The 24,941-nt window shown below is 70.5% G+C and carries 23 protein-coding genes; 12 read left to right on the forward strand and 11 right to left on the reverse strand.

The features are described 5' to 3' along the window. Positions 1 to 58 precede the first annotated feature (58 nt). From ACSVC7_RS19405 to ACSVC7_RS19425, 5 genes are read right to left on the reverse strand one after another with little or no spacing between them, the layout of a single operon-like run. Positions 59 to 2,659: an MMPL family transporter gene (locus ACSVC7_RS19405; protein WP_448205963.1), complete on the reverse strand. Its 2,601-nt coding sequence runs from the start codon at positions 2,657 to 2,659 to the stop codon at positions 59 to 61. A gap of 7 nt (positions 2,660 to 2,666) precedes the next feature. Next, a complete protein-coding gene (locus ACSVC7_RS19410) occupies positions 2,667 to 4,307 on the reverse strand; it encodes a CopD family protein (RefSeq protein ID WP_448205962.1) in 1,641 nt (546 codons plus the stop codon). Positions 4,308 to 4,311: 4 nt separating this feature from the next. Then, a complete protein-coding gene (locus tag ACSVC7_RS19415) occupies positions 4,312 to 4,827 on the reverse strand; it encodes a copper resistance CopC family protein (RefSeq protein WP_483508533.1) in 516 nt (171 codons plus the stop codon). Continuing rightward, positions 4,827 to 5,936 carry a radical SAM protein gene (locus ACSVC7_RS19420; RefSeq protein ID WP_448205960.1) on the reverse strand — a complete coding sequence of 370 codons (1,110 nt, stop codon included), beginning with the start codon at positions 5,934 to 5,936 and terminating at the stop codon, positions 4,827 to 4,829. Before ACSVC7_RS19420 ends, ACSVC7_RS19415 begins: the two co-directional genes overlap by 1 nt. Next, a complete protein-coding gene (locus ACSVC7_RS19425; RefSeq protein ID WP_448205959.1) occupies positions 5,933 to 7,039 on the reverse strand; it encodes a lysylphosphatidylglycerol synthase domain-containing protein in 1,107 nt (368 codons plus the stop codon). Before ACSVC7_RS19425 ends, ACSVC7_RS19420 begins: the two co-directional genes overlap by 4 nt. A gap of 271 nt (positions 7,040 to 7,310) precedes the next feature. On the opposite strand from ACSVC7_RS19425, the gene ACSVC7_RS19430 reads away from it, so the two are divergent. Next, entirely contained in the window at positions 7,311 to 7,751 is a 441-nt protein-coding gene (locus tag ACSVC7_RS19430) for an EF-hand domain-containing protein (RefSeq protein WP_448205958.1), read from the forward strand. 92 nt (positions 7,752 to 7,843) lie between these two features. Here the strand turns inward: ACSVC7_RS19430 and ACSVC7_RS19435 are convergent, their stop codons facing one another. Continuing rightward, positions 7,844 to 7,981: a hypothetical protein gene (locus tag ACSVC7_RS19435; RefSeq protein WP_448205957.1), complete on the reverse strand. Its 138-nt coding sequence runs from the start codon at positions 7,979 to 7,981 to the stop codon at positions 7,844 to 7,846. A gap of 272 nt (positions 7,982 to 8,253) precedes the next feature. Here ACSVC7_RS19435 and ACSVC7_RS19440 point away from each other — a divergent pair, with 272 nt between their 5' ends. Together ACSVC7_RS19440 and ACSVC7_RS19445 are read left to right on the forward strand one after the other, a co-directional pair. Further along, on the forward strand, positions 8,254 to 8,439 hold the full coding sequence (locus ACSVC7_RS19440) for a hypothetical protein (protein ID WP_448205956.1): 186 nt from the start codon (positions 8,254 to 8,256) through the stop codon (positions 8,437 to 8,439). A 154-nt stretch (positions 8,440 to 8,593) separates the two neighbouring features. After that, positions 8,594 to 9,040 carry a MarR family winged helix-turn-helix transcriptional regulator gene (locus ACSVC7_RS19445; RefSeq protein WP_483508552.1) on the forward strand — a complete coding sequence of 149 codons (447 nt, stop codon included), beginning with the start codon at positions 8,594 to 8,596 and terminating at the stop codon, positions 9,038 to 9,040. 324 nt (positions 9,041 to 9,364) lie between these two features. Here the strand turns inward: ACSVC7_RS19445 and ACSVC7_RS19450 are convergent, their stop codons facing one another. Both ACSVC7_RS19450 and ACSVC7_RS19455 read right to left on the reverse strand, forming a co-directional pair. Continuing rightward, the gene (locus ACSVC7_RS19450) at positions 9,365 to 9,736 is read right to left on the reverse strand and encodes an RT0821/Lpp0805 family surface protein (protein ID WP_448205954.1); all 372 of its coding nucleotides are present in this window, start codon (positions 9,734 to 9,736) and stop codon (positions 9,365 to 9,367) included. Between the two features lie 113 nt (positions 9,737 to 9,849). Next, positions 9,850 to 11,463, reverse strand: a complete 1,614-nt coding sequence (locus tag ACSVC7_RS19455; RefSeq protein ID WP_448205953.1) for a L,D-transpeptidase family protein — start codon at positions 11,461 to 11,463, stop codon at positions 9,850 to 9,852. 322 nt (positions 11,464 to 11,785) lie between these two features. On the opposite strand from ACSVC7_RS19455, the gene ACSVC7_RS19460 reads away from it, so the two are divergent. Continuing rightward, positions 11,786 to 12,796 (forward strand): D-alanyl-D-alanine carboxypeptidase family protein, encoded by a 1,011-nt coding sequence (locus ACSVC7_RS19460; RefSeq protein ID WP_448205952.1) that lies wholly within the window; start codon positions 11,786 to 11,788, stop codon positions 12,794 to 12,796. A 289-nt stretch (positions 12,797 to 13,085) separates the two neighbouring features. On the opposite strand, the gene ACSVC7_RS19465 is transcribed toward ACSVC7_RS19460, so the two are convergent. Beyond that, positions 13,086 to 13,382 (reverse strand): Rdx family protein, encoded by a 297-nt coding sequence (locus ACSVC7_RS19465; RefSeq protein WP_448205951.1) that lies wholly within the window; start codon positions 13,380 to 13,382, stop codon positions 13,086 to 13,088. Between the two features lie 178 nt (positions 13,383 to 13,560). Between ACSVC7_RS19465 and ACSVC7_RS19470 the strand changes: the two genes are divergently transcribed. Then, positions 13,561 to 14,547: an ABC transporter substrate-binding protein gene (locus ACSVC7_RS19470; RefSeq protein WP_448205950.1), complete on the forward strand. Its 987-nt coding sequence runs from the start codon at positions 13,561 to 13,563 to the stop codon at positions 14,545 to 14,547. Positions 14,548 to 14,565: 18 nt separating this feature from the next. Next, positions 14,566 to 16,296 carry an ABC transporter permease gene (locus ACSVC7_RS19475; RefSeq protein ID WP_448205949.1) on the forward strand — a complete coding sequence of 577 codons (1,731 nt, stop codon included), beginning with the start codon at positions 14,566 to 14,568 and terminating at the stop codon, positions 16,294 to 16,296. Here ACSVC7_RS19475 and ACSVC7_RS19480 read toward each other — a convergent pair. Beyond that, complete coding sequence (locus ACSVC7_RS19480; protein WP_448205948.1) at positions 16,277 to 17,380, reverse strand: ABC transporter ATP-binding protein; 1,104 nt, start codon at positions 17,378 to 17,380, stop codon at positions 16,277 to 16,279. The genes ACSVC7_RS19475 and ACSVC7_RS19480 overlap by 20 nt on opposite strands. Positions 17,381 to 17,459: 79 nt before the next feature. Here ACSVC7_RS19480 and ACSVC7_RS19485 point away from each other — a divergent pair, with 79 nt between their 5' ends. From ACSVC7_RS19485 to ACSVC7_RS19495, 3 genes are all read left to right on the forward strand, one after another. Further along, entirely contained in the window at positions 17,460 to 18,542 is a 1,083-nt protein-coding gene (locus ACSVC7_RS19485; RefSeq protein ID WP_448205947.1) for an MBL fold metallo-hydrolase, read from the forward strand. A gap of 65 nt (positions 18,543 to 18,607) precedes the next feature. Beyond that, entirely contained in the window at positions 18,608 to 19,855 is a 1,248-nt protein-coding gene (locus ACSVC7_RS19490; protein ID WP_448205946.1) for a cation:proton antiporter, read from the forward strand. Between the two features lie 147 nt (positions 19,856 to 20,002). Further along, positions 20,003 to 21,238, forward strand: coding sequence for a YeeE/YedE family protein (locus ACSVC7_RS19495; protein ID WP_448205945.1), 1,236 nt, complete (start codon positions 20,003 to 20,005; stop codon positions 21,236 to 21,238). A 72-nt stretch (positions 21,239 to 21,310) separates the two neighbouring features. Here ACSVC7_RS19495 and ACSVC7_RS19500 read toward each other — a convergent pair whose 3' ends face one another. After that, on the reverse strand, positions 21,311 to 22,126 hold the full coding sequence (locus ACSVC7_RS19500) for a mechanosensitive ion channel family protein (protein ID WP_448205944.1): 816 nt from the start codon (positions 22,124 to 22,126) through the stop codon (positions 21,311 to 21,313). A 143-nt stretch (positions 22,127 to 22,269) separates the two neighbouring features. On the opposite strand from ACSVC7_RS19500, the gene ACSVC7_RS19505 reads away from it, so the two are divergent. The 3 genes from ACSVC7_RS19505 to ACSVC7_RS19515 all read left to right on the forward strand — a co-directional run bounded on the left by ACSVC7_RS19505 (position 22,270) and on the right by ACSVC7_RS19515 (position 24,939). Further along, positions 22,270 to 23,388: an S-(hydroxymethyl)glutathione dehydrogenase/class III alcohol dehydrogenase gene (locus ACSVC7_RS19505; protein ID WP_448205993.1), complete on the forward strand. Its 1,119-nt coding sequence runs from the start codon at positions 22,270 to 22,272 to the stop codon at positions 23,386 to 23,388. A gap of 7 nt (positions 23,389 to 23,395) precedes the next feature. Continuing rightward, positions 23,396 to 24,259, forward strand: coding sequence for an S-formylglutathione hydrolase (gene fghA, locus ACSVC7_RS19510; RefSeq protein WP_448205943.1), 864 nt, complete (start codon positions 23,396 to 23,398; stop codon positions 24,257 to 24,259). 182 nt (positions 24,260 to 24,441) lie between these two features. Further along, positions 24,442 to 24,939 (forward strand): (2Fe-2S)-binding protein, encoded by a 498-nt coding sequence (locus ACSVC7_RS19515; RefSeq protein ID WP_448205942.1) that lies wholly within the window; start codon positions 24,442 to 24,444, stop codon positions 24,937 to 24,939. Positions 24,940 to 24,941 lie beyond the last annotated feature (2 nt).

The raw sequence follows: 24,941 nt of genomic DNA on the forward strand, positions 1-24,941 counted from the left end.
CAAGGGAGAGGGGCTTTTGCATTTAGATCAACCGCTTACTCTTCCTCCGGGGAGAGAGTCAGGCTGAATAGCTCCCCGTATCTCCGGGACTTCCGGACGCAGGAAGAGGCAATGCCGGCCGCCCGAGCATCGCCGGCAGCACGAACACGGTCGTCACCAGCGTGCAGCCCAGCGCAATGGTCAGCAGCAGTCCCATGCTGGCCGTGCCGGGGTGGTTCGACAGGGCCAGCGTTCCGAAGGCGGATACCGTCGTCAGGGCGCTGAACAGCACCGCGCGCGCGGTCGGCGAGCCCAGCGGCTCGCCCTGCCCGGCCCGCCAGTTCACGACGAAGTAGATGTTGAAGGCCACGCCGATGCCCAACAGAAGCGGCAGGGCGATGATGTTGGCGTAGTTCAGCGGCAGCCCCACGACCACGCAGACCGCCATGGTCAGCAGCAGCGCCAGCAGCAGCGGCGCCACCACCAGCACCACGTCCGCCACCCGCCGCAAGGCCACCGCCAGCAGGACCGTCACGGCGACCAGCGCGAAGAGGGCGGCGCGCAGGAAGGCGGTGCTGATGGTGCGCGCCGATTCCTGGATGGTCACCGCCACGCCGGTCGCCTGCGGAGCCACGCCGCGCACCGCCTCCACGAAGCGGATCACCGTCGCGTTGTCGTGGCTGTCCCCGGCGGGGAAGACCGACACCCGCGCCTGCCCGTCCGGCGCCACCCAGTCGCGGACCAGATCGGCCGGCAGGCTGTCGAGCGTCACCGGCTGCGCGCCGAGCATCCCGGAAATCCCCTCCAGCCGCTCCTTCAGCCCGGCGGTCAGCGCCACGGCGGCGCGTTGCACGGTCGCGTCGTCGGCCTTGGCGAGCCGTTCCAGGGGTGCCGCCCGCTCCACGGCCTCCAGCCCGGACAGGCGCGCGGCCACCCCGGCGGCGGCGCGGCGCAACTCGTCCGCCGTGGGCGGAACCTCATCCCCCATCATCGACAGCGTCGGCCCGATGAACTGCGCCGCGTCCTCCAGCAGCGCCAGCTTCGCCGGTTGGTCCTCCGGCACGAAGCTGTTGATGGAGATGACCTCCGCGACCTCCGGCAGGTGGGACAGCTTCTCCGCGAGGTCGGCGGCGGCCGAAACCGTGGGCGTCAGAATCTCGATGGAAAAGGGCGAACTGCGCGGGCTGTCCATCAGGTCATACATGGTCGCCATGGACTCCGTGCCCGGGTCCTTCAGGTTCAGCGGGTTGAAGTCGAAATGCAGCCACGGCAGCAGCGCCGCCGATCCCAGCGCCGCCAGCCCCGCCAGCGCCAGCACCGCGCGTCGGTGACGCAGCAGCGCGCGGTCCAGCCGCGCCGCCGGGGCGATGCCCACCGGCTCCCGCTCGGCCGCCGGGCGCATCAGGGTCAGCAGTGCCGGCAGCAGCGTCAGGTTCAGCACCACCGCGATCACCATGCCCGCCCCGGCGATGAGGCCGAGCTGCGACACGCCCACATAGGCGGTCGGGACGAAGGCCAGGAACCCCGCCGCCGTGGTCGCCGCCGCCAGCAGCAGGGGCCGCCCGACCTCCCGCCCGGTCGCCCGCATGGCGGCGTCCGGCTCGCTGATTTCGAAACGGCGCGCGCGATAGCGGACGCAGACCTGGATGCCGAAATCCACCGCGATGCCGATGAACATCACCGCGAAGGCGACGGAGATCGGGTTCAGCGTCCCCACCGTCAGCGCAGCGAACCCTGCCGTCGCCACCAGCCCGACCGCCAGCGTCACCATGATCGGCACGATCAGCCGGGGCGAGCGCACCGCCAGGAACAGCAGCACCAGCACCAGCAGCACCGACAGCCCCAGCGAGACCTCCGCCCCCTCCGCCACCGTTGCAAATTCTTCGTCGTTCAGCGCGACGGACCCGGTGATGCGCACCCGCAAGCCGTGATCGGGGGTCAGCCCCAGTTCCCGCACCGTGTCCCGGATGAAGCCGGTGGGCTTGGCCGCCGCCCGCAGCTCCTCGAAATCCAGCACCGGCTGCGCCAGCACGAAGCGGCGAAGCTCCTCCGGCGCCGGGGTTCGTCCGGTCAGCAGGCCGGACCAGGAGACGGGCTCCTCCCGCCCCTCCAGCGCGGCGCGGACGGCGGCGCCCATGGCGTCGAGCGGGGCCGCGACCTGCTCCATGGTCGCCTGCCCGCGCTCCACCCCCTCCAGCATGCGGTCGAGCACGGCGAACAGGCCCCGCGCGGTTGGATCGGCGGCCAGCACGCCGATCAGCGGCTGCGCCTCGATCAGCCGTTCGGTCAGGGCGCGCACCTCCTCCACGGGAAGGAAAAGGATGCCGTTGCGCTCGAAGAAGGGGCCGGAGCCGGGTTGCCGCACGGTCTTGAACAGGTCCGGCCGCGCCGCCAGCCGCGCCGCGATCCCGGCCGCCGCCCGGTCGGCGAGGTCCGGGGTCTTGCCGTCCACCACCACGGCCAGCAGGTCCACCTCCTGCGGGAACAGCCGGTCGAAGGTGATTTCACGCTGGCGCCAGGGCAGGTCGGCGGCGATCAGCTTGGCGACGTCCGTGTCCATGCCCAGCCGCTGCGACGCCACCCAGCCCAGCGCCACCGCCACCGCCAGCGCCAGCAGCAGCACGGCCAGCGCGTGACGGATGCAGAAGGCGACGATCCGCTCCACCAGCGCGTCGATCATGCCACGTTCACGCCTCGCGGTAGCCCAGCAGCACCAGCCCGACCAGCATGAAGCACACCGGCCAGACCAGCCCCGGCAGCCGCCGGTCGCCCTCCAGCAGGCGGATCGCCAGCCAGCGCGCCCAGGCGGCGGCAATGCCGAACAGGGCCAGCGGCGTGTGGGTCATCTCGACCAGCAACTCCTCCCGAATGTTGGCGAGCGCGTGGGAGTGGGTCAGCAGCAGCCCGGCCCCCACAGCGGTCAGCAGCGGAAAGACCAGCGCCGTCCAGCCCGCCCGGAACCGCCCGGTGCGCACGCCCCATTCGAACCCCGCGAAGGCAGCGACCAGCAGCACCAGCAGCCGGTGCTGGACCACCTCCGGATCGCGGAAGCTCTCGAAAAAGCCGATGTCGCCCAGCGGCCAGCCCTCGGGGTCGGAGCGCACCAGCAGGAAGGCGGCCAGCGCCAGGAACAGCAGCGGCCAGTGCCGCGCGACGGGCACGCGTCCGGTCTTCTCCAGCAGGGCCGCCAGCCCGACGGCCAGCACGATCAGCCCAGCCCAGTGGTGGTTGTACTCCGACCAGGCGATGTCCGCGGCGTTGCGCGGCGGCGGCGCGCCGGCCCCCGGCACGAAGGCGCGCGGCGGCTCGTCCTGCGCCGCCTTCTCCTGGTCCAGCTTCGCCTGCAAGGCGGGGATGGCGAGGCTGCCGTGGTCGGGGGTGCTCAGCGTCGGCCAGCGCGGCTCCATCCGCTCGGCGATCTCGGCCAGCGTGACGCGGTTGTCGCGGAGGTCCACGGCCGGCGGCAGGGAGGTCAGGGACGCCGCGGCGAACAGCACGGTGAAGCCGATGCCGATCTCGGCCTCCGCGAAGCGCCGCATGCGCAGGGCCGGCGCCGCGCCGCCGCGCACCGCGCGCTCGATCATGCGGAAGTTCATCAGCCCGAAGCCAAGCAGCATCGCCAGCATGGCCGTCTTGGACGACAGCATCACCCCATAGGCCGTGCCCCAAATCCCGTCCAAATCCCCGACGAAGGCCCAGGCCAGCCCACCCCCGCCGATCAGCAGCGCCGCGACCGCGCCCACCGCCATCATCGAATAGCGCCGCCCGATCCGCGCCCAGCAGGGCCGCGCGCCCACCAGCCCCAGCGCGCCGACGAGGTAGGGCAAGCCGCCGATCCACACGGCGGCACCCGTGACGTGCAGCGCGGTCAGCGCCAGCAGCAGCCCGCGCTCCTCCGGCCGGGCCGCCGCGTGGCTGGTCGCGACCAAGGCCCCGATCAGGACCACCGGCAGCAGCGCCAGCGGCCAGCCCGCTCCATACCCCGCCGCCACCGCCAGGGCCAGCGCGGCAGCGAAGGCGACGGCACCGGCCACCACGAAGTCCGCCCCCCACAGCTCGGCCAGCGGCAGATCCGTCGTCCCCGCCAGCACGGCCAACCCCAGGGCGGCGTCCGCGGCCACCACCACGGCAAGGCCCACCGATGCACCCCTCAACAGCCGCCGGCTCCGCGTCTCGATCCCATCCGCGTACGGAATCAGAGCCGGCCGCAACGGCCGCGCCAGCAGCAGGAGGAAGGCACACCCCCCCACGGCCGTCATCGTCCCGACCAGCACCAGCCCGCGCAGGAGGACCGAGAGAAAGCCGAATATGTCGGTCAGCAGGGCCATCGGATCACGGCCCCTTCACGCGGAAACGGATTTCCCCGCGCGTGATGTGCCCATCCACCGACAGCACCTGCCACAGCAGCCGGTAAGCACCGGGCGCCAGCCCCGTCGCCCGCCCCGTCAGCGCGTCCGGCGGGCTGTTGTCCGCGATGGGGAGTGCTGCCGGTTCCCCCTTCCCCGCCGCGAGGCTCAGGCGGCTGCGCGCATGGTCCACGCGGCTGTTGAAGCGCACGGAAACATCGGCGTCGGGACCGGTGAGCACGGCGCCCTCAGCGGGTGTGGAGTCCTTGACCACCGCGTGCGCGTGGCCGACGGAAGGTGTGAGGAGAAGGGCGAGCAGCCCGCAGAGCGCAATCCAAGCCCTTCCGGACGCCACCATCTTGCTCGACCACAAGCATTCACCGTCATCCCCGCGAAGGCGGGGATCCAGGACCATCGGAACACCATTCGGGGCGCCCTGGATCCCCGCCTTCGCGGGGATGACGGCACAAGACATGGGCAGTTTCAGGAACACCATCCCCATCACCCCATCCCCGACAGCCGTCCCAGGCGCCCGCCCTGCCGCAGCACCGCGCCCACCGAGTCCGCCATGCGGCGGTTCGCCAGCGCCGACACCGCCCCCGCCAGCCGGCCCTCCGACATCCGCGCGAAGGCGTCGCCCAGCGCCACGGCCATGTGCAGCATGACGCTGGCGTCGCGGTAGCAGTCCGTCGTGCAGGCCTGGCAGCCGTCGCGGATCATGCGGCCGGCGTCGAACTCCCACACCGGGCAGAGCGGCGCGCTCCAGTCCTCGCAGCGCCACAGGTCGTAGTTCCAGTCCAGGTAGAAGTATTTGTAGCCGGCCAGACACACGAAGCGTTCCGGCTCGCCGCGCAGGCGGCGCTTCATGTCGGCGACGGAGGCGCGCGGGTTGTGCACCGGGAACCGGTCGCGGAGCGCGTCCACCGCGTCGAAGGCGGCCAGCAGCTCCGCCGCCGACAGGTCCACCAGATCGCTGTCCTCCGACCACACCAGCGACGATGATCCCAGTGGCGCCTTGCGCGGGTAGGAGAAGGTGACGGCGGCGAAGCCCAGCCCCTTCAGGAAGTCGACCAGCGCCCCGTAGTCGGGGATCAGCCGGCTCATGGTCACCGACGCGACGGGGGAGATGCCGAGCGCCGGCATGCGGGCGTTGGCCTCGCGGATGCGTTCGCACACGCCCTTCAGGCCCCGGTTGGTCTCGTGCGTCGCCGCGTCCGCCGCGTCGATGGAGACGAAGAGCGTGGTCATCCCCGCCTCGGCCAGCTCGTCCAGCTTCTTCGGCAGCAGCCAGCCGTTGGTGACCAGCGTCGGCTGCATCCCGGCGGCGGTCGCCGCGCGCGCCATCTCCCCGATGCGGGGGTGGAGCAGCGGCTCGCCCCCCATGAAGGTCACGAAACGCACGGCGGCGCGCTCGCGCAGCAGGGCCAGCGCGTCGGGCAGCCGGTCGGCGTCCAGCCAGCTCCGGTGCGTCACGAAGCCCTTGTCGTGCGCGAAATTGCAGAAGCCGCAGGTCGCGTTGCAGGCGTTGGTGACGGAGATGTTGCAGATGGCCGGTCCGCCGCGCGGGATCAGCCGCAACAGGTCGCCGAGCCGTGAGTCCTTCCCCATCATGCGTCCATCCTTGCTGACGATGCGGTTTCGGAACGGCGCCACGCGACCAGCCCCGGCAGGCCGAACAGCACCTCCCGCGTGCGGCGCACCAGCGCAGTGGTCAGCGCGGGCGTGGGCGGCACGCCAACCAGCGCCGACACGGCGACCACCGCCCCCTCCTGCACGCCGATCGCGCCGGGCAGCATGAAGCCGGCGTTGCGCAGCGCCTGCGACAGGCTTTCGATGACCAGCGCGTCGGTCAGCGACACCGGATGGCCGAGCAGCGCCAGAACTCCGGCGATCTCCACCGCCCCCAGCAGCCACGCCGCACTGTGCAGCAGCACGGCGGCGGCCAGCGCACGCCGCTCCTCGTGCAGGCGCAGTACGGCTTCCTGGAAGTCGGCGATCCAGTGGGGCTGCAGGGCCGGCCAGCGGCGGGACAGGCGGGTCAGCAGCCGTTCCAGGGGGCGTAGCGGCAGCCGCCGTTGCAGCGCCACCATGGCGACGACGCTGGCCGCGGCGATGCTGAGCCCCGCCAGCGTGAAGCCGGTCAGCCCTCCCCCTCCACCGCCCCCTTCTCCGCCCCCTTCTCCGCCCTCTGGCCCGCCGGCCAGCAGCAGGCCGAAACCTGCGAGCGTGACGAACAGCTGCGACACCGCCTCCAGCGTCAAGTCCACCGTGGCGGTCGCCCCGGCGACGCTGCCGGGAACGCCGCGCCGCGCCAGCAGCCGCGCGGTCGCTGCCTGCCCGACCAGAGCGCCGGCGGGCAGCAGGGCGTTGGCGGCCTCGCGGTACCAGCGCAGGATGACGACCGTGCCGATGGAGGGGCGCGGCTCCGCCGTGACCAGCACCCTCCAGGCCAGGCCGGTCAGGACGATCTGCGGCAGATGCACGGCGGCGGAGATGGCGAGCGCCGCCGGCAGGTCGGTCAGCACCCGGCCGATGCCGGTCAGGTCGTCGCGGTTCAGCAGGACGATGGCGAGCAGCGCCAGCAAGCCCAGCGCGGTCCCGTTGAACAGGCCGCGCCGCAACGTCCGCGCGTCCGCGTTGCCGCCGGCACGGGGGGCGGATGCCTCCCCTCTCATCTCCCCATCGCGGCGGGCGGCGTCGGTCCCTTGCGGCAAGGCGCGTCCTTTTCCATCGGTGAATCCGGCCCATCAGTGAATCCGGCGGTGAATCCGGCAGGGCAGGTATCCTGGGCGTCGTCACTGTCCATCATCCCTGGCCGTTTTCGCCATGCCGCAGAGGCGGATTCCACCAATGCGCACGGCCGGGCACCCTCCATGAACGGGAATTCATGGAAGAGGGGGCGACCGGCGGCTGTTGGTTTCAGCGATGCCGGGCGAACCGGCCTCAAATCGACCACCAAATCGTTCTGTGAGGGAGCGAACCACGATGATCACCCGCATCTCGACCCTGGCTGCCGTCATGCTGCTCGCCAGCCCGGTCGCCTTCGCCGCCACCACCGGATCCACCACCAGCCCGCAGTCCGGCGCCGTCACTTCCGGCCCCGGCGTCACCGACCAGACGGCGACGACGGGCACCGCCGCCCCGGGGACCACGACGGGGCGCACGCACCACGCCAAGCGCGGCGGGTTCCAGGCGCTGGACACGAACCATGACGGCGTGGTCGACCTGCAGGAATGGAAGGCGGCTGGCCGGAAGGAAACCTCCTTCAACCGCATCGACGCCGACCACAGCGGCACGGTGACCCAGGCGGAGATGAAGTCCTACCGCACCGCGCACGCCAACACCGCTGCCAAGCATTCCACGACGTCCACGACCGCCGCACCCACGACCGCCGCACCGCCCGCCGCAGGAACCAACCCGCAGTGACGGCTTAGCAGTGACGGCTTAGCAGTGACGGCCCAGACGTGACACGTCGGGCCTGCGCGCTTCCCTCCGCCGCGGCATGGCGGCGGAGGGGATCAGCGGTGCCGGCCCAGGAAGAAGCCCGCCAGAACGCAGCAGAGTGACACAACGACCACGCGGGTCGGCGTCGGGTCGTAGCTGACGACGCCGACCAGAAGGGTCAGGGCGCCCACCATCGCAATCGCACCGGTCAACCGCATCACCCGTCCGCCGCGCCCCCGTCGCCCAAACTTCATCTCTCGCTCCACGCCCGGGCGGGAACGGCGCCCCACTGCCGGTGATCCCCAGCCCCGAGGGCATACGCACTTCGGAGGATGTGCGTCCCTGTGCGTTGATGAAGGGGCTGACATCGTCTCCATACTCCGGTATGGCGATTTGAGCGAAATTTTCGGCGCGCCGCTCTCAATCCTGTAATATTCCTGGTGTCGAATATCCGACGAGCAGTCTCGGTGTTTGCGAGAATCCCATGCCTTCGAAACGCGACGCCACGACCCCGGTTACCGCACTCCAGGCCCTGGCCGCGTTGCGCCGGCACAGCCGGGACTGCCGCAACCTTGAAGCCCGCGAGTATCTGTGGGCCGTGGAGCGGCGGCTCGTCCAACTCATCGATCTGCAGCGGGAGCACCCACAGGGTGATCTGGCGGCAGACTGATACCCCCGTTCAGGCGTTGCGACATTCAGTAGTTTTTCCTGTTGCATATTTTTCTAATGAAACACACCGCGGCCGATCTGAAACAACGCAGACACACTCGACTGGTATAGGCCATAGCGTGTTCAACCGACGCGAGGGCCACCGGTTCATGGCGATGCAGGAGGATAAGAATAGCAACCCCGCAGAGCCCGTCGTTCAAGCCGACCCTGTTCACAGCCGCGTACGCCGGGCCCATCAACGGGCCACATCCCTTCTGGCGGAAGCACTGGCACCTTTCAGCCTGACACCACCCCAGTGGGCGGCCCTTTGCGCGCTGCACCAGTTGGGACCGATGTCGCAGATCGAACTCGGCCGCAGCATTGGCATGGACCCCGCGACCATGCAGGGCGTCGTGGTGCGGCTGATCGCCCGTGGCCTCGTGGTTCGAGGCCCCGATTCCCACGACCGCCGCCGCAATCTGGTCAACCTCGCCCCGCACGGGTACGAGGTGTTCGCCAAGGCCTCCCCGCGCATTGCCAAGGCCGAGGAGGAATTTTCCGGACGGCTGTCGCCGGCGGAACGCGACACGCTGATGGACCTGCTGTCCCGTCTGGTGGCCTGACCCTGGTTCGCACCGCCTCTGGGTCCCTCCCTCGGTTGGTGCGACCAATGGTCCGGGGCAAGGCGAGTTATGCACACCGGATGGCACGTCAGGCTTGACTCCGGTCATGTTGCTTTTCTGTTTCCCAAGCCCCGCCGGACACTCGGAAGGCCGCGGAAACGCGAGGATTTGCGCCATTTTGCGCGCGCCTACTTTTTAGGCAAAGCGGCGGATCCCCTGGAGAATCCGATGTGGGTGCCGGTTGCCCCGGATTCGCCCACAGAGTTACCCACAGATTCTGGGGATATCCCAACGGTATTAACCCTATTCCGGATGGCGGAGTGCTCAGCGCGCGACCCGCCAGCTTCCGTCCGGGTCGAGGCAGGCGGTTCCATGCAGGTCGACCCGGCGTCCGTTCACGACACCGGGCATCTGGAATTCGCGGCAGTAACGCCCGCTGGGCGCCAGATAGGTCGGTGAGGTCGGCGTGGCGACCTGCGGCGGTGGCGCGTAGACGACGGGCGGCGGCGGGTAATAGTAGGGCGCCGGCCAGCCATACCCGAAGGCAAGCGGCAGCGACAGGCTAAGGCCGAAGGAAGTGCCACCGTGATGCCAACCGCCGGCCCACGCCGGAGACGACGCGGCGGCCAACGTGGCAACGCACAAAGCCGGCACCGCAAGCACGGTCCGGCCTGTCCGAAGGACGGTCAGGAGCATGGCGCATCTCCCCCGCGGCCATCACTCGGCCGCTTGGGAAGAGATGGAGGCGCGCGGCCCGGCTTTCGGGTCCACCGTTCGGGGCATATCCGTCCGGACAGGCCCCGAGCAATTTACATGGCGGCGCGCAGGACCGGAGCGCGGCTGCTGCGGGTCTCGGCCGAACGGGCGCTGGCCGATTGGGCGCGGGCGGGCTGGGCCGGGGTGGCCTGGGGAGAGCCGGCCGGCAGCGGGCGGTCCGACTTGGGCGGCTCCAGCCGCTTGGGCGTGGAGGCCGTGCCCGCGGAAGCCGGCGGCGTGGAGGATTGCGGCGTCGATGAGGGCGCGGCGGACGAGGCCTGCGGCGTGGTCGGAACGTCGTCGTAGATCCCGGGGTGCACGCGCACGGTGCCTTCAGCCTCCACCGTTGCGGTCCAGTAGACGAAGCGGACGGGAACGGGGTTCGGCAGGGAAACGGTCTTGGTCTTCCCGCTTTCCAGCTGGCGGTCGATGGCGGCGGTGTCCATCTTGACCGCGCGCAGCAGCGTCTCGGCCACCATCCGCGCGTCGGCCAGACGCACGCAGCCGGAACTGGCGGCCCGCAGGTCGCGCTCGAACAGCTTCGGGTCGTTGGTGCCGTGCAGGAAAATGCTCTCGCCGTTCGTCAGGTTGAAGCGGAAGCGGCCCAGCGCGTTGTCGTCGCCCGGACGCTGCACGATGCGCACGCGGTCCGGCGTGACCGACCACCAGTTGACGGACTCCGGCGCGACCTCGTTGCCATCCAGATAAACGATGGCGTCCTTGATGCCGGAATTGCCCTTCTTGCGCAGATTCGGCAGCTTATCCTCGGCAAGGACGGTCGGCGGGACGGTCCAGGTCGGGTTGATGGTGACGCTGACCACGCGGTCCTGGAGCAGCGGCGTCTGGCGGGACGGACGCCCGACCACGGCGCGCATGGTGAAGGCCAGCTTGCCACGGTCGATGAAGGTCACGGTCTGGCTCGGCAGGTTGACCAGCAGCACCGTGTCCGGGACCGTCTGCTGGAACACGCGCAGCGACGCCATGGCGTTGCGCATCAGCGAGGCCGCCTGGGCCGGCGTGCGGTCCAGGGCTTGGCGCGTCACCTCGCCCACCTTGCCGTCGGGCATCAGCCCTTCGGACATCTGGAAGGCGCGGACCGCGATCTCGATGGCGTCGTCGAAGCTGTCAGTCCACTGCTCCGGCGTCAGGAAGCCCAGTTCGATCAGCCGGGTGGCCAGACGGCCGACGCGGTCGGCGCTGCGCGCCCGCACCTTCATGATGAGCGGCGGCGGCGGAGGCAGCGCCGGCAGCGCGGCCACGGCCTCGGCCGGCGCGGCCCCCGGCTCGCCCGCCGCCGGAGCGGCGCCAGCGATCGGAGCGGGAGCAGGAAGGGGAGCCGGCGCGGGTGCCGCGACGGCAACCGGCGCGGCGGCGGGAGCCGCCGGCGCATCGGAGGGCTGGACCGGACCCGGCACGACCGTGTCGACCAGGCCGCCGTCACCCTTCTTCAGGACGGAGCCGGAACCGACCTTGGTCATCTTCACGCGGGGGGCGGCTTCCAGCTCACCGGCCTTCTGGTCGAGCCGCGTGATCCAGGATCCGATGACGTCGCGCGCCGCAGCCGCCTGCGCGGCACGACCCGGCCCCACCAGCAGTCCGGCGAGGAGGCAGATCGCCACCCCCGCCCTCAGCGAGGGCCGAGCGTAGGTGCGGAAAGGGTTCAGCATCGTCAAAGCATCCCAGGAGGCGGTGAACGGACAGCCAGCGGAGCGGCCCAATCGCCGGGAAACCCGTCATCGGGCGCCCACGGCGCTGCGCGCGCACATTCGGAGTAACACATCTGCCGCCGGGCGCCGCGCCACACAAGTGACATCGCGGGGATTGAGGCATCTGTGCCACATTGTGCACAGAGGCGTGGCATCGACGACACAACACCCCATGCCCGCCGAAGCTGTCGGCCATGATAAAACGCCACCGAAGGTTCGACACATTTTTTGTTAACCTATTTCGGATTACAGCAGGCGACCACCCTCCCATCTGGTCGCCACCATGCCGCGTTCGCCGTTCGGTTTCGTCGTGCCGCTGCTCCTGTCGCTCGCGGTCGCATCCCCTTTCATGCTCACCCCTGTCGAGGCCGCCGCCAAGGCCGCCAAGACCGCCGCCCACGCGCCGGCGAAGGTTAAAGCCAAGGCGAAGGCCACGGCGGGAAAGGCCCGCCGTCACGCCGCCGTGCGCCACGCGGCCGGCCGGCACAGGGTTGCCCACGCCGCCCGCGCGGCCCAGGGCTTCCGCCCGGTCCACGCCTATGTGCTGATGGACGCGCAATCCGGCCGGGTGATCGATTCCGAGAACGCGGACACCGCCACCTATCCGGCGTCGCTGACCAAGATGATGACGCTGCTGCTGACCTTCGAGGCGCTGGACCGGGGCACGCTGCACCTGGACCAGGAACTGCCGGTGTCGCGCAACGCCTGCAATCAGAAGCCCTCGCGCCTGGGCGTCGTGCCCGGCGGCACCATCCGGGTCGAGGACGCCATCCTGGCGCTGACCGTGAAGTCGGCCAACGACGTGGCCGTCGTGCTGGCGGAGGCGCTGGGCGACAGCGAGCAGCATTTCGCGGAGATGATGAACGCCAAGGCGCAGGCGCTGGGGATGACCAACACCAGCTTCCGCAACGCCTCCGGCCTGCCGAACCGGGAACAGCGGACCACCGCCCGCGACATGGCGAAGCTGTCCCGCGCCGTCGTCAGCCTGCCGTCGCGCGAATACGCCTATTTCTCCCGCACGCGCTTCGACTGGAACGGCACGGTGGTGCCCGGCCACAACCGCCTGTTCGGCAAGGTGGATGGCTACGACGGCATCAAGACCGGCTTCGTCAACCTCAGCGGCTTCAACCTCGCGGGCAGCGCCAACCGCAACGGCCAGCGCATGATCGCCGTCGTGCTGGGCGGCACCACCGCCAAGGAGCGCGACAAGGAAGTGGCCGACCTGCTGGAGCAGGGCTTCCGCACCGCGCCGAAGCAGACCGTCGCCGCGTCGGACGCTAAGTCGGTTCAGTAAGGCGCCGCTTATGCTACAGTATGCACAGGTTTTACAAGCACGGTAAGTGGCTGGTGCGACTTGCAAAAGCCCCTCTCCCTTGAGGGGGTGAAGCTGAAGGGCGCCAAGGGCGACCGTAGGCTTCACGGGTTGGGGTGAGGGTGGCGCCGGCTCCGCCGGCCGGAAATCTTCTTCCCGCCTTCCGGCGGTAACGACCCCTCATCCCAACCCTTCTCCCCCAAGGGGAGAAGGGCTTTCCTTACGTCCGGCCATTTCCTGAAAAGCAATGTCCGTGCATGCCGCAGGCCACCTATGGGGACGCAGGCCGGCTTCGGTCCGTGTGCCCCAGCGGCTTGTCGGGTGCCACATGGTCGCGCACCCGTTGCTTCAGTTCGGTGATGTCGGGGAAGCGGCCCTCCTCCTTGCGGGACCAGATCACCGCTTCCCCGCTGCGAACGACGAAGGCGCCCCCCGTTCCGGGGACGAGCGTCACCCCGCCCAACTCCTCCTCGAAGGTTGTCAGAAGCTCCTGCGCCATCCAGGCGGCGCGGAGCATCCAGCGGCATTGGCGGCAATATTCGATTTCGACGATCGGGCGGCTGGTCACGATGCGGCTCCTGTCCCTTTTGACCTTTGTCGCGCTGGCGCGATTTTAAGAACATGCGATAGGACTGGCATGCGATTGTAACGGATCTGGCGTAGAGAGTTGGCCTCTCCGCCGGACGCCACAAGCGCGTGGCCGACACGCGGCCGGCGCCGAAGAAAAAATGAGGGAGACGGGAGACATGAAGGCAAGACTCACCGCCGTCGGGGCGGCCATCGCCACGGCGCTGCTGCTGGCATTGCCGGCCCAGGCCGCGTCGGGCAAGCTGGTGCTCTACACCTCGCAGCTGGAGGCCGACGCCAAGCAGACGGTGGAAGCCTTCAAGGCCAAGAACCCTGGCGTCGAGGTGGAATGGATCCGCAGCGGCACGACCGAGCTGATGAACAAGCTCCGCGCGGAGATCGCGGCCGGCGGCCCGCAGGCCGACCTGCTGCTGATCGCCGACGCCGTGACCATGGAATCGCTGAAGGCGGAAAAGCGCCTGCTGCCCTACACGGACGCCCCGGTCCAGGGCTACCGCCCCGGCACGCACGACCCGGACGGCACCTGGTTCGGCACCAAGCTCATCACCACCGGCATCGCCTACAACACGGCGGCCCCGATGAAGCCCGCCTCCTGGCTCGACCTGCTGAAGCCGGAAGCCAAGGGGACCACGGTGATGCCCAGCCCGCTCTATTCCGGCGCCGCCGCCATCCACATGGCCGCCATGAAGAACCAGCCGGCGCTGGGCATGGGCTGGTACGAGAAGATGCAGGCCAACGGCGCCACCGCCGCCAAGGGCAACGGAGGCATCCTGAAGTCGGTCGCCGGCGGCGAGAAGCTGTACGGCGTCATCGTCGATTACCTGCCGATCCGCGAGCAGCTGAAGGGCGCGCCCGTCGCCTTCGTCTTCCCCAAGGAGGGCGTCAGCGCCGTGACCGAGCCGGTGGCCATCCTGAACACCACCAAGAACCCGGACGCCGCCAAGGCCTTCGTCGCCTTCCTGCTGAGCAAGGACGGGCAGGAGCTGGCGGCCAAGCAGGGTTTCCTGCCGGCCCTGCCCGGCGTGGCGCCGCCGGAGGGTTTTCCCGACCCCGCCACCATCACGCTGTTGCCCTATGATCCCGCCCAGGCGTTGAAGGACGACGAGACCAACAAGAGGGACTTCGCCGACCTGTTCGGCGGCTGAGGGCCAGCGGACAAAAGCATGACCGTCACCACGCTCCACGACCGGCGGCCCGCCCGGACCGCCGGCGTTTTTCCCGTTTCACCGACGCCGCTGCTCTTCGCGCTGGTCGGCCTGCTCGTCCTGATGCCGGTGCTGCGGCTCGTGTGGGAAGTCGCCGGGCCGATGCTGGCCGGCGATGCCAAGGCGCTGACCCGCGTGCTGAACGCCCCGATGACATGGCGGGCCACCAGCAACAGCGTCGCCATCGCCGCCGGAGCGACGCTGGTCGCGGCGCTGCTCGGCGGGCCGTTCGCGCTGCTGGCCGGGCTGACCGACCTGCGCGGCAAGACCGCCCTGTCCTTCTGCCTGATTCTGCCGCTGATGATCCCGCCGCAGATCGTGGCCTTGTCCTGGATCCATCTGGCCGGCTCCGGCAGCCCGCTGCTGAAGCCGCTGGGCCTCGCCCCGCCGCCCGGCTCGGCGAACCCGGTCTATTCCTCGGCCGGCATGATGCTGGTGATGGGGATCGAGCACGCGCCGCTCGTCTTCCTGGCGCTCCGCGCCGCCCTGCGCGCCGTGCCCCGCGATCTGGTGGAGGCGGCGCAGGCCTCCGGCGCGCGGCGCGGGCGCGTCCTGCGCACCATCGTCCTGCCGCTGAGCCTGCCGGGGCTGGCCGCCGGGCTGGCGCTGGCCTTCGTGGCAGCGCTGGGCAATTTCGGGGTTCCGGCGCTGCTGGGCATTCCGGCGGGCATCCCGGTGCTGCCGACGCTGATCTACCGCCGCCTGTCCGGCTTCGGCCCGTCAGTCCTGCCGGAGGTCGCGGTGCTGGCCGTGCTGATCGGCGCCATCGCCTGCGTCGGCATCGCCGCGCAGATGGCGTTGCAGGCGCGCGTCGACGCGCGGGTGCTGGGCGGATCGGCCCCCACGGCGGTGCTGCCGCTGGGCCGCGCGCGGCGCGGGGTGGAGGCTCTGTGCTGGGCCGTGGTGGCGCTGGTTCTGGCGGCCCCGCTGGCGGCACTGGTCTCCACGAGCGTGATCCGCGTCTACGGCCTGCCGCTGGGCGCGGACACCGCAACGCTGGCCCATTACGCCACCGTCCTTGGCCTCGATCAGGTGGGCCGTGCCTTCGCCAACTCCCTGCTGCTGTCGGGCACGGCGGCGCTGCTTCTGACGCTGGCGGCGATTCCGCTGGCCCACGCGCTGTCCCAGTCTGGAACCGGGCGCGCGCGGCTGGTCCGTCTGGTCGGCGTTCTGGTCGAACTGCCGCACGCGGTGCCCGGCGTGGTGCTCGCCATCGGCTGCATCCTCGTGTTCCTGAAGCCGTTGCCGATGCTGGGCGTCAGCCTCTACGGGACACTGGGGATCATCCTGGCGGCCTATCTGGCGCGCTTCCTGTCGCTCGCCCTGCGCCCGGCCCAGGCCGCCTGCGCGGCGCTCAACCCGGCGATGGAGGAAGCGGCGCGCGCCTGCGGGGCGGGACGGCTGCGCCGCCTGCGCACCATCGTAGCGCCGCTGGTGGCGCCCGCGGCGGCGGCCGGCGGGGTGCTGGTCTTCCTGACCGCCTTCAACGAGCTGACCGTCTCCATCCTGCTGTGGTCGCAGGGGCGGGAGACGCTGGGCGTGGTCGTCTACGCGCTGGAGGAAGGCGGCAGCCCGACATTGGCCGCGGCGCTCAGCACCATCACCATCGCCGTGGTCGTGGCGGCCATGCTGGCCGTGGGCGCGCTGGGCCGGCGCCTGCCCCCGGGCATCATTCCGTGGCGGGGATAGCCGGTTCCATGTTGGGCACCACCCAGCCGTCGCGGACGGACAGGCGCAGCGCCTCGCCCGGCGCGACCTGGGCATCGCCGGTGACCCGCAGGATCAGGCGGGTGCCAGGCGCCTCCGCCGGTTCCGCCTCAACCAGCACGAAGCCGCCCTTGTAGGCGGCGCGGACCACCGTGGCGGCGATCGGCCCCTGCGGATCGGGCTGCAAGTCCTCCGGCCGCAGGCAGACCGGCGCGGCGCCTTCCCGCTGGCCGGCTTGGCAGCGCAGGACCGTCTCCGCGCCAAACAGCCGGACGCGGGCGCGGCCATCGGCGACCGGACCGGCCACGAGGCCCGGCACCACCGCCCCCTGCCCCACGAAGCCCGCCACCATCGGCGTCGCCGGTTCCCGGTACAGCGTGCGCGGCGCCGCCACCTGGGCAAGGCGCCCGTGGTCGAGCACGGCGATGCGCGTCGCCAGAGCCATCGCCTCCGCCTGATCGTGGGTGACGTAGACCATGGTGGCGCCGGTCTTGGCGTGGAAGTCGGCGAACTCCTCCTCCATCGCCGCGCGCAGATGCACGTCGAGGTTGGCGAGCGGCTCGTCCAGCAACACCAGTTCCGGGCTCATGACGAGGCAGCGGGCCAGCGCCACGCGCTGCCGCTGGCCGCCCGACAGCTCCGCCGGGCGGCGCGCGCCGAAACCGGTCAGCCCCACCGTCTCCAGCGCGGCGAGGACGCGCCGCTCCCGCTCCGCCTTCGGGACGCGGGCGGTTTCCAGCGGATAGGCGACGTTGCCGGCCACCGTCATGTGCGGCCACAGCGCGTAGGACTGGAAGACGAGGCCGATGCGCCGCTCCTCCGGCGGCACATGAGCGCCGGGGCCGGACAGGGTGCGCCCGCCGACCGCGATGCGCCCGGCGTCCAGCCGTTCGAACCCCGCGATCATGCGCAGCAGCGTGCTTTTCCCGCAGCCCGACGGGCCGAGCAGCGCCAGGAACTCCCCCTTCTCGACCGCCAGGGTCACGCCGTCCACGGCGGGCGCGGGCGTCCCGGCGTAGTGCCGCGAGGCGGCGTCGATCAGAAGGGCGGGCGGCTGGTCGGGCATCGTGAATTGCGCTAAGGACGGGAGAGATAAACGAATCCGCACAGTGCGGAACGGGGGCACGATGTCAAGTGACGGTGCAATGACGGGTCCGAATGAAGGCGTCCGTTTCCGCCCCCTGTCCGGCGTCGGGGACAAGGGGCCGGCCTGCTTCCTGGTGGAGGTGGGCGGGGCCCGGCTGATGATCGACCTGGGCGAGGGACCGGACGTCGGACAGGTGCCGCCGCTGGACGGCGTCGGGCCGGTGGACGCCATCCTCATCACCCACACCCATGAGGACCACGCGGGCGGCCTGCACCTGCGCCCCCGCCTCGGCAACCCGCCGGTCCACGCCACGCCGCTTGCCGCGAAACTGTTGCCGCCGGAACTGGAGGCGCGCCCGCTGCCGCCCTTCGGGACCACGGAGGTCTGCGGCGTGCCGGTGACAACCGGCCGTTCCGGCCACGCGCCGGGCGGAGTGTGGATCCACCTCCCCATTGCCGGAGGGCTGCTCTGCATGGGCGACCATTCCGACGAGTCCCTCCTCTACCCCTTCGACCCGCCGCCCCCGGCCCGGACGCTGATCCTCGATGCCTCCTACGGGGTGGACGATACCCCGCAAGCGGAGCGGCTGGCGGAACTGGAGCCGACGCTGCGCGCGGGCGGCGCCCTGTTCCCCGTAGCGGCGGACGGGCGCGGGCCGGAGATGGCGCTGTGGGCGCTGGACCATGGGGTCGTCCCGGCCATCGACGAGGCGCACCGCGCCATGATCGCCCTGCTGCTGGAGCAGGCCGACACCGCCCTGCGGCCCGGCGCGGCCGACCGGCTCCGCCATCTGCTGGACGTGGCGCGGGAGCCCGGCGATCCGCAGGCCGTCACCATCGCCGCCGGACCGAACGCCACCTCCGGCACCGCTGCCGAACTGGTCCAGAGGTGGGCAACCGGCGCCCGGCCAGAGATCGTCTTCACCGGCTATCTTGCCGCCGGAACGCCATCGCGAACGCTGGTGGACTCCGGCCGCGCCCATTTCCTGCGCTGGAACGTGCACCCCACCCTGCGCCAGCTCCGCGCGCTGGTGGCGGCGACGGGGACGGAGCGGGTGATCCCCGCCTACGGCAACGCCCACCACGCGGAGGCGTGGCGCGCGGCCTTCGCCCCGGCCCTGGTCGACCTGGCGCAGGGCTGAAGCGAGAGTTTGCCACGCCGCCCCTGTTGGCGTGCCGGGCTCTACCCTTCTCCCCGGCGGTGCGCATGGGCTTGTTCGAGCTGGTGTCGATCCTGCTGACCCTGGCGGCGCTGTTCGGCTTCATCAGCCACCGCTGGCTGCGGCTGCCGGGCACCATCGGCGTGTTCATCCTGGCCTTCGGCTTCGCCTTCGCCACCATGGGGGCGGGATCGCTGCTGCCGGGCCTGGGCGTCCATGGCTGGGTGGAGCGGTTGCTCGACACCGCCAACCTGCCGGCGACGTTGCTTCAGGGCGCCCTGGCCTTCCTGCTCTACGCTGGCGCCGTGGAGCAGGACAGCGGCGAGCTGTGGCGGCGGCGCTGGACCGTGGCGGGCTTGGCGACGCTGACCGTCGTCATCTCCACCGCCCTGTTCGGCGCGGCGATGTGGCTGGTCTTCGGCCTGCTGGGGGAGGACGTGCCGTTTCTCTGGTGCCTCGTGCTGGGGGCGGCGCTGGCGCCGACCGATCCGGTGGCCGTGCTTGCTGTGCTGGAGCGCTCCCCCCTGCCCACCGGCCTGCGCGCCGCCATCGCGGGGGAGAGCCTGTTCAATGACGGCGTGGGGGTGGTGCTGTTCTCCATGCTCCTCGCCCTCGCCACCGGGGCCAAGGCCGACCTGACCGCCGGGGAGGTCGCGCTGGATCTCGCCCGCGAGGCCGGCGGCGGCACCCTGCTGGGACTGGCGACCGGCTACGCCGCCTTCTGGGCGAAAAGCCGCGCGGAGGAGGCGGAGGTGGAACTGTCCATCTCCCTGGCGCTGGCGGCGGCGACCTACAGCCTCGCGCTGCGGCTCGGCCTGTCCGGGCCGATCGCCGTGGTGGTGGCGGGCCTGCTGATCGGCAACACGGCGGAGCGCCACGTCTCGTCGAAGCGGGCGGGCTTCATCATGAAGGCCTTCTGGACGATGGTGGACGCCATCCTGAACGCCATGCTGTTCCTGCTGGTCGGGCTGGAGGCGGCGGTGCTGTCGTGGAATGGGACGACCGTGCTGGCGGCGCTGGCGGCCCCCGTTCTGGCGCTGGGCGCGCGGCTGGCGAGCGTGCTGCCCATCGCGGCGGCGCATTGGCGGTACGAGCACAAGGGACCGGCCGTCGCGGTGCTGACCTGGGGCGGCGTGCGCGGCGGCATCGCCGTGGCGCTGGTGCTGTCCCTGCCCGAAAGCCCCCACCGCGACCTGCTGCTGGCGACCTGCTACGCCGTGGTGGCCTTCACCATCGTGGTGCAGAGCCTGACATTGGGGCGGGTTGCGCGCCGGGCCTTTCCGGACGGCGCCTGAGTCCCTCCGCCTATTTCACACTTCGCCGGACGCAGGACAGCGATGCATGCAACGGCCTTTCTCGTGGAGGCCGGCCTGTTATCTACTTCCCGACCTTGTTGCGGTCGTCTTTTTTACGATTTCGCTTTTGTGAATTGGAGTGGCGGGATGGCTGACGTGACTCTCGGCCGGGCGGAGCGCCCGGCAACGCTTCTGCCGGGCATCGACTGGCGCGTGGTCGGGGCCGCGCTGCTGGCGCTGGTCGGCGGCGGCCTGTGGATCGGGGGCGCCGTCTCCGGAACCCAGGCGGCGCTGTACCTGATCGGCGGGGCGATGGGCCTCGTGCTCTACCACGCGCTGTTCGGCTTCACCTCCGCCTTCCGCGTCTTCATCGCGGACCGGCGCGGGGCGGGGCTGCGGGCGCAGATGATCATGCTGGCGGTGGCCTGCGCGCTGTTCTTCCCGGTTCTGGCGGCGGGAGCGCTGTTCGGCACGCCGGTGAAGGGGCTGGTGTCGCCGGTCGGCGTGTCCGTGGTGGTCGGCGCCTTCCTGTTCGGCGTCGGCATGCAGCTGGGCGGCGGCTGCGCGTCGGGCACGCTCTACACCGTCGGCGGCGGCAGCACGCGCATGCTGGTGACGCTATTCTTCTTCGTCGTCGGCTCCGTGCTCGGCGCCTATCACCTGCCCTGGTGGCAGGCGCAGCCGACCGCCGCGCCGGTGTCGCTGGTGGCCGCCTGGGGCTGGCCGGTGGCGCTCGCCGTCAACCTCGCGGTCTTCGCCGCCGTCTACGCGGTCACCGTCGCGCTGGAGAAGCGCCGCCACGGTCGCCTGATCGAGGGCGCCCCCGCTCGCACCGAAGGCGTGCAGCGCTTCCTGCGCGGCCCCTGGCCGCTGGTCTGGGGCGCCCTGGCGCTCGCCGTGCTGAACTTCGCCACGCTGGCGCTCGCCGGCCGCCCGTGGGGCATCACCTCCGCCTTCGCACTGTGGGGAAGCAAGGGGCTGGCGGCGCTGGGCGTGGACGTCGCCTCCTGGCCCTTCTGGCAGCCGCCGGCCCAGGCGAAGTCGTTGCAGGACAGCGTGCTGGCCGACGTCACCTCCGTGATGGACTTCGGCATCATCCTGGGCGCGCTGCTCGCCGCCGGGCTGGCCGGGAAGTTCGCCCCGGTGTGGAAGCTGCCGCTGCGCTCGCTGGTCGCGGCGGTGGTGGGCGGCGTGCTGCTCGGCTACGGCTCCCGCCTCGCCTACGGCTGCAACATCGGCGCCTACTTCAGCGGGATCGCGTCCGGCAGCCTGCACGGCTGGGTGTGGATCGTCGCGGCGCTGGCCGGCAACTATCTGGGCACCGCCCTGCGTCCGCTGTTCGGGCTGGAGGTCGAACGGACGCCGCGCCAGACCTCCTGCTGAGCACCTTTGCTCCCGCGACTGGGCCGCGCCTCCGGGCGCGGCCATTCTTTTTGGATCAGGTTCTTGTCGGGATCAGGCCGCGTTGGGCAGCTTCACGATCCCGCTTTCCTTCAACGCGCGGTCGATAGCGGCCATCACGCGGTCCTGGACGCGCACCACGTCGCCACGATAGGGCTGGCTCCACCAGCGGATATGCAGCACGGCCTTCTCCGGCGTGACGGAGCTGGTCAGCACCTCCGGCGCCGGGTCGGGCAGCACGCCGTCCACCGTGCTCACGGTGGAGAGGATGGCGCGGCGGGCGCGGTCCAGGTCCGCCCCGATGTCCACGGCGAGGTCCACTTCGGAGCGCCGGCCCTTGTAGGCGGTGTTGACCAGCACGGCGTCGGTGAACAGCTTGGAATTCGGGATGACCGCGCGCCGCCCGTCGTAGGTGCGCAGCTCCGTCGCGCGGGTCTGAATGTCCTCCACCGTGCCCTCGAACCCGCCGAAGACGATCTCGTCGCCAATGCGGAAGGGGCGCGTCACCAGGATCAGGATCCCGGCCAGGAAGTTCTGCAGCACATCCTTGAAGGCGAAGCCGACCGCCACACTGCTGATGCCGAGCAGTTGGACGAGACTGCCGGCGGTCAGCGTCGGCACGACGATGGTCAGGGCGACAAACGCCCCGACGATGGTCACCGCCCCCTGGACCAGCCGGCCCAGAACCCGCTCCAGCCCCGGCGAGGCGTGACGGCCGATCAGCCGCAGCACCACGGACCGCACCACCCGCGCCGCGACCAGAAAGATCAGAAAAACCAAAATCGCGATCATCAGGTTCGGCAGCAGGGCGACCGCGCCGTGCAGCATGGACTGGATCCGATCGGCAGCGGCGGACAGATCGATGTTCATCAAAATCCTCTCAATATACCGCGCATCCCTTTGTCAATGCCCGCGCGGCAGGGATGTTCCGCCAATGCGGCGTTGCCAATCGGCGCGCGCTGCGACACCTTCGGTGGCACGAAACAACACGAAACGATGGAGACGGTGGGATGGTGAAGACACGCGCGGCGGTGGCCTGGGAAGCGAAGCGGCCGCTGGAAATCGAAGAGGTCGAGGTCGCCGCCCCCAAGCAGGGCGAGGTTCTGGTGCGCATCGTCGCCACCGGCGTCTGCCACACCGACGCCTACACCCTGTCCGGCGCCGACCCGGAAGGCATCTTCCCGGCCATCCTGGGCCATGAGGGCGGCGGCATCGTGGAGGAAGTCGGACCGGGCGTCACCTCCGTCCAGGTGGGCGACCATGTCATCCCGCTCTACACGCCGGAATGCGGCAAGTGCAAATTCTGCCTGTCCGGCAAGACCAACCTGTGCCAGGCGATCCGCGCGACCCAGGGCAAGGGCCTGATGCCCGACGGCACCACCCGCTTCACCGTGAGGGGCAAGCCGGTCTTCCACTACATGGGCACCTCCACCTTCTCCGAGTACACGGTGCTGCCGGAGATCGCGCTGGCGAAGATCAACAAGGAAGCCCCGCTGGAGAAGGTCTGCCTGCTGGGCTGCGGCGTGACCACCGGCATGGGCGCCGTGCGCAACACCGCGAAGGTCGAGCCGGGCTCCACCGTCGCCATCTTCGGGCTGGGCGGCATCGGCCTGTCGGCGATCATCGGCGCGGTGATGGCCAAGGCGTCCCGCATCATCGGCATCGACATCAACCCCGACAAGTTCGAGATCGCCAAGCAGCTGGGCGCCACCGACGTCATCAACCCCAAGGACTACGACCGCCCCATCCAGGACGTGCTGGTCGAGATGACCGACGGCGGCGTCGACTACAGCTTCGAGTGCATCGGCAACGTGAAGGTGATGCGCGCGGCGCTGGAATGCTGCCACAAGGGCTGGGGCGAGTCGGTCATCATCGGCGTGGCCGGCGCCGGCGAGGAGATCAGCACCCGCCCCTTCCAGCTGGTCACCGGGCGCGTCTGGCGCGGGTCGGCCTTCGGCGGCGTGCGCGGCCGGTCGGAGCTGCCGGGCTATGTGGAAAGCTACCTGAAGGGCGAGTTCGAACTGGACACCTTCATCACCCACACCATGGGGCTGGAGGACATCAACCATGCCTTCGACCTGATGCACGAGGGCAAAAGCATCCGCTCCGTCATCCTCTACGGCCAGAAGTGAGGGCCTGATGGCGCTGACGCAGATCGCCGCCAACCGCTGTTTCGGCGGTTGGCACAAGCGCTTCCGGCACCGCTCGTCGGTGCTGGAGTGCGACATGGTCTTCGCCGTCTACCTGCCGCCGCAGGTGGAGGCCGGCCCTGGAAAAGAACAACAGAAAGTGCCGGTGCTCTACTGGCTGTCCGGCCTGACCTGCACGGACGAGAACTTCATGCAGAAGGCCGGCGCCATGCGGACGGCGGCGGAACTGGGCATCGCCATCGTCGCGCCGGACACCAGCCCACGCGGCCCCGACGTGCCGGGCGACCCGGACGGTGCCTGGGACTTCGGGCTCGGCGCCGGCTTCTACCTCAACGCGACGCGGGAGCCGTGGGCGAAGCACTACCGCATGCACGACTATGTGGTGCATGAATTGCCGGCGCTGGTGGAAGCCGAACTGCCGGTGACCGACCGGCGCTCCGTCTCCGGCCATTCCATGGGCGGGCACGGAGCGATCACCTGCGCGTTGCGCAACCCCGGCCGCTACCGGTCGGTGTCGGCCTTCGCGCCCATCGGCAACCCGGCCAGCGTCCCCTGGGGCGAAAAGGCGTTCGAGCGCTTCTTCGGCTCCGACTACGCGACGTGGCTGGAGTGGGACAGCTGCGCCCTGATCGCCCGCGCCACGGAACGCCTGCCGATCCTCGTGGACCAGGGCGACGCCGACGGCTTCCTGGAAACCCAGTTGAAGCCGGAGTCCCTGCGCAAGGCGGCGGAGGCCGCCGGCTATCCCCTCACGCTGCGCCTGCAGCCGGGCTACGACCACAGCTACTTCTTTATCGCCAGCTTCATCGACGACCACCTGCGCCACCACGCCAAGGCTCTCCTCGGTGCGTAGTGCGTAGGTTGGGTTAAGGCGCAGCCGCAACCCAACATCGTCCGCATGGCGACGGCTGTTGGGTTGCGCTGACGCTTAACCCAACCCACGGCCCCCCATCTCGCACCCGCGAAACCCCGTTTCGGAACCCGTCGAGGCGCCCGCTGTTGGCAAGGGGTTGCCCCGGCCCGACAGGAGTTTCCATGCCCGAACCGGCACTCACCGCCGCGATGACCGCCGATGTGGTGCTCGACATCAACGGAACGCGGCACCGGCTGCACCTCGACGTGCGCACCACGCTGCTGAACGCGCTGCGCGACCATCTGAACCTGACGGGAACGAAGAAGGGCTGCGACCTCGGCCAGTGCGGGGCCTGCACGGTGCTGGCGGACGGCAAGCCCATCGTGTCCTGCCTGACGCTGGCCGTCGCCCAGCAGGGCCGCGCCATCACCACCGTCGAGGGGCTGGAGCGGGACGGCCAGTTGCACCCGGTGCAGGAAGCCTTCATCGAGCATGACGCCTTCCAGTGCGGCTACTGCACGCCGGGCCAGATCATGGCGGCGGTGGGGCTGCTGAACGAGGGCATCCCGCTCACCGACGACACGATCCGCGAGCGCATGAGCGGCAATCTCTGCCGCTGCGGCGCCTATGTGAACATCGTGGAGGCCGTGAAGGCCGCCGCCTCCGCGGCAAAGGGTTAGCG

The sequence above is a fragment of the Azospirillum mesophilum genome, assembly GCF_053470405.2.

Coding starts and splice junctions, on each gene's coding strand:
- ACSVC7_RS19405 (WP_448205963.1), bottom strand. CDS start 2,659: ATGATCGACGCGCTGGTGGAGCGGATCGTCGCCTTCTGCATCCGTCAC.
- ACSVC7_RS19410 (WP_448205962.1), bottom strand. CDS start 4,307: ATGGCCCTGCTGACCGACATATTCGGCTTTCTCTCGGTCCTCCTGCGC.
- ACSVC7_RS19415 (WP_483508533.1), bottom strand. CDS start 4,827: ATGGGGATGGTGTTCCTGAAACTGCCCATGTCTTGTGCCGTCATCCCC.
- ACSVC7_RS19420 (WP_448205960.1), bottom strand. CDS start 5,936: ATGATGGGGAAGGACTCACGGCTCGGCGACCTGTTGCGGCTGATCCCG.
- ACSVC7_RS19430 (WP_448205958.1), top strand. CDS start 7,311: ATGATCACCCGCATCTCGACCCTGGCTGCCGTCATGCTGCTCGCCAGC.
- ACSVC7_RS19440 (WP_448205956.1), top strand. CDS start 8,254: ATGCCTTCGAAACGCGACGCCACGACCCCGGTTACCGCACTCCAGGCC.
- ACSVC7_RS19445 (WP_483508552.1), top strand. CDS start 8,594: ATGCAGGAGGATAAGAATAGCAACCCCGCAGAGCCCGTCGTTCAAGCC.
- ACSVC7_RS19450 (WP_448205954.1), bottom strand. CDS start 9,736: ATGCTCCTGACCGTCCTTCGGACAGGCCGGACCGTGCTTGCGGTGCCG.
- ACSVC7_RS19455 (WP_448205953.1), bottom strand. CDS start 11,463: ATGCTGAACCCTTTCCGCACCTACGCTCGGCCCTCGCTGAGGGCGGGG.
- ACSVC7_RS19460 (WP_448205952.1), top strand. CDS start 11,786: ATGCCGCGTTCGCCGTTCGGTTTCGTCGTGCCGCTGCTCCTGTCGCTC.
- ACSVC7_RS19470 (WP_448205950.1), top strand. CDS start 13,561: ATGAAGGCAAGACTCACCGCCGTCGGGGCGGCCATCGCCACGGCGCTG.
- ACSVC7_RS19475 (WP_448205949.1), top strand. CDS start 14,566: ATGACCGTCACCACGCTCCACGACCGGCGGCCCGCCCGGACCGCCGGC.
- ACSVC7_RS19480 (WP_448205948.1), bottom strand. CDS start 17,380: ATGCCCGACCAGCCGCCCGCCCTTCTGATCGACGCCGCCTCGCGGCAC.
- ACSVC7_RS19485 (WP_448205947.1), top strand. CDS start 17,460: ATGACGGGTCCGAATGAAGGCGTCCGTTTCCGCCCCCTGTCCGGCGTC.
- ACSVC7_RS19490 (WP_448205946.1), top strand. CDS start 18,608: ATGGGCTTGTTCGAGCTGGTGTCGATCCTGCTGACCCTGGCGGCGCTG.
- ACSVC7_RS19495 (WP_448205945.1), top strand. CDS start 20,003: ATGGCTGACGTGACTCTCGGCCGGGCGGAGCGCCCGGCAACGCTTCTG.
- ACSVC7_RS19500 (WP_448205944.1), bottom strand. CDS start 22,126: ATGAACATCGATCTGTCCGCCGCTGCCGATCGGATCCAGTCCATGCTG.
- fghA (WP_448205943.1), top strand. CDS start 23,396: ATGGCGCTGACGCAGATCGCCGCCAACCGCTGTTTCGGCGGTTGGCAC.
- ACSVC7_RS19515 (WP_448205942.1), top strand. CDS start 24,442: ATGCCCGAACCGGCACTCACCGCCGCGATGACCGCCGATGTGGTGCTC.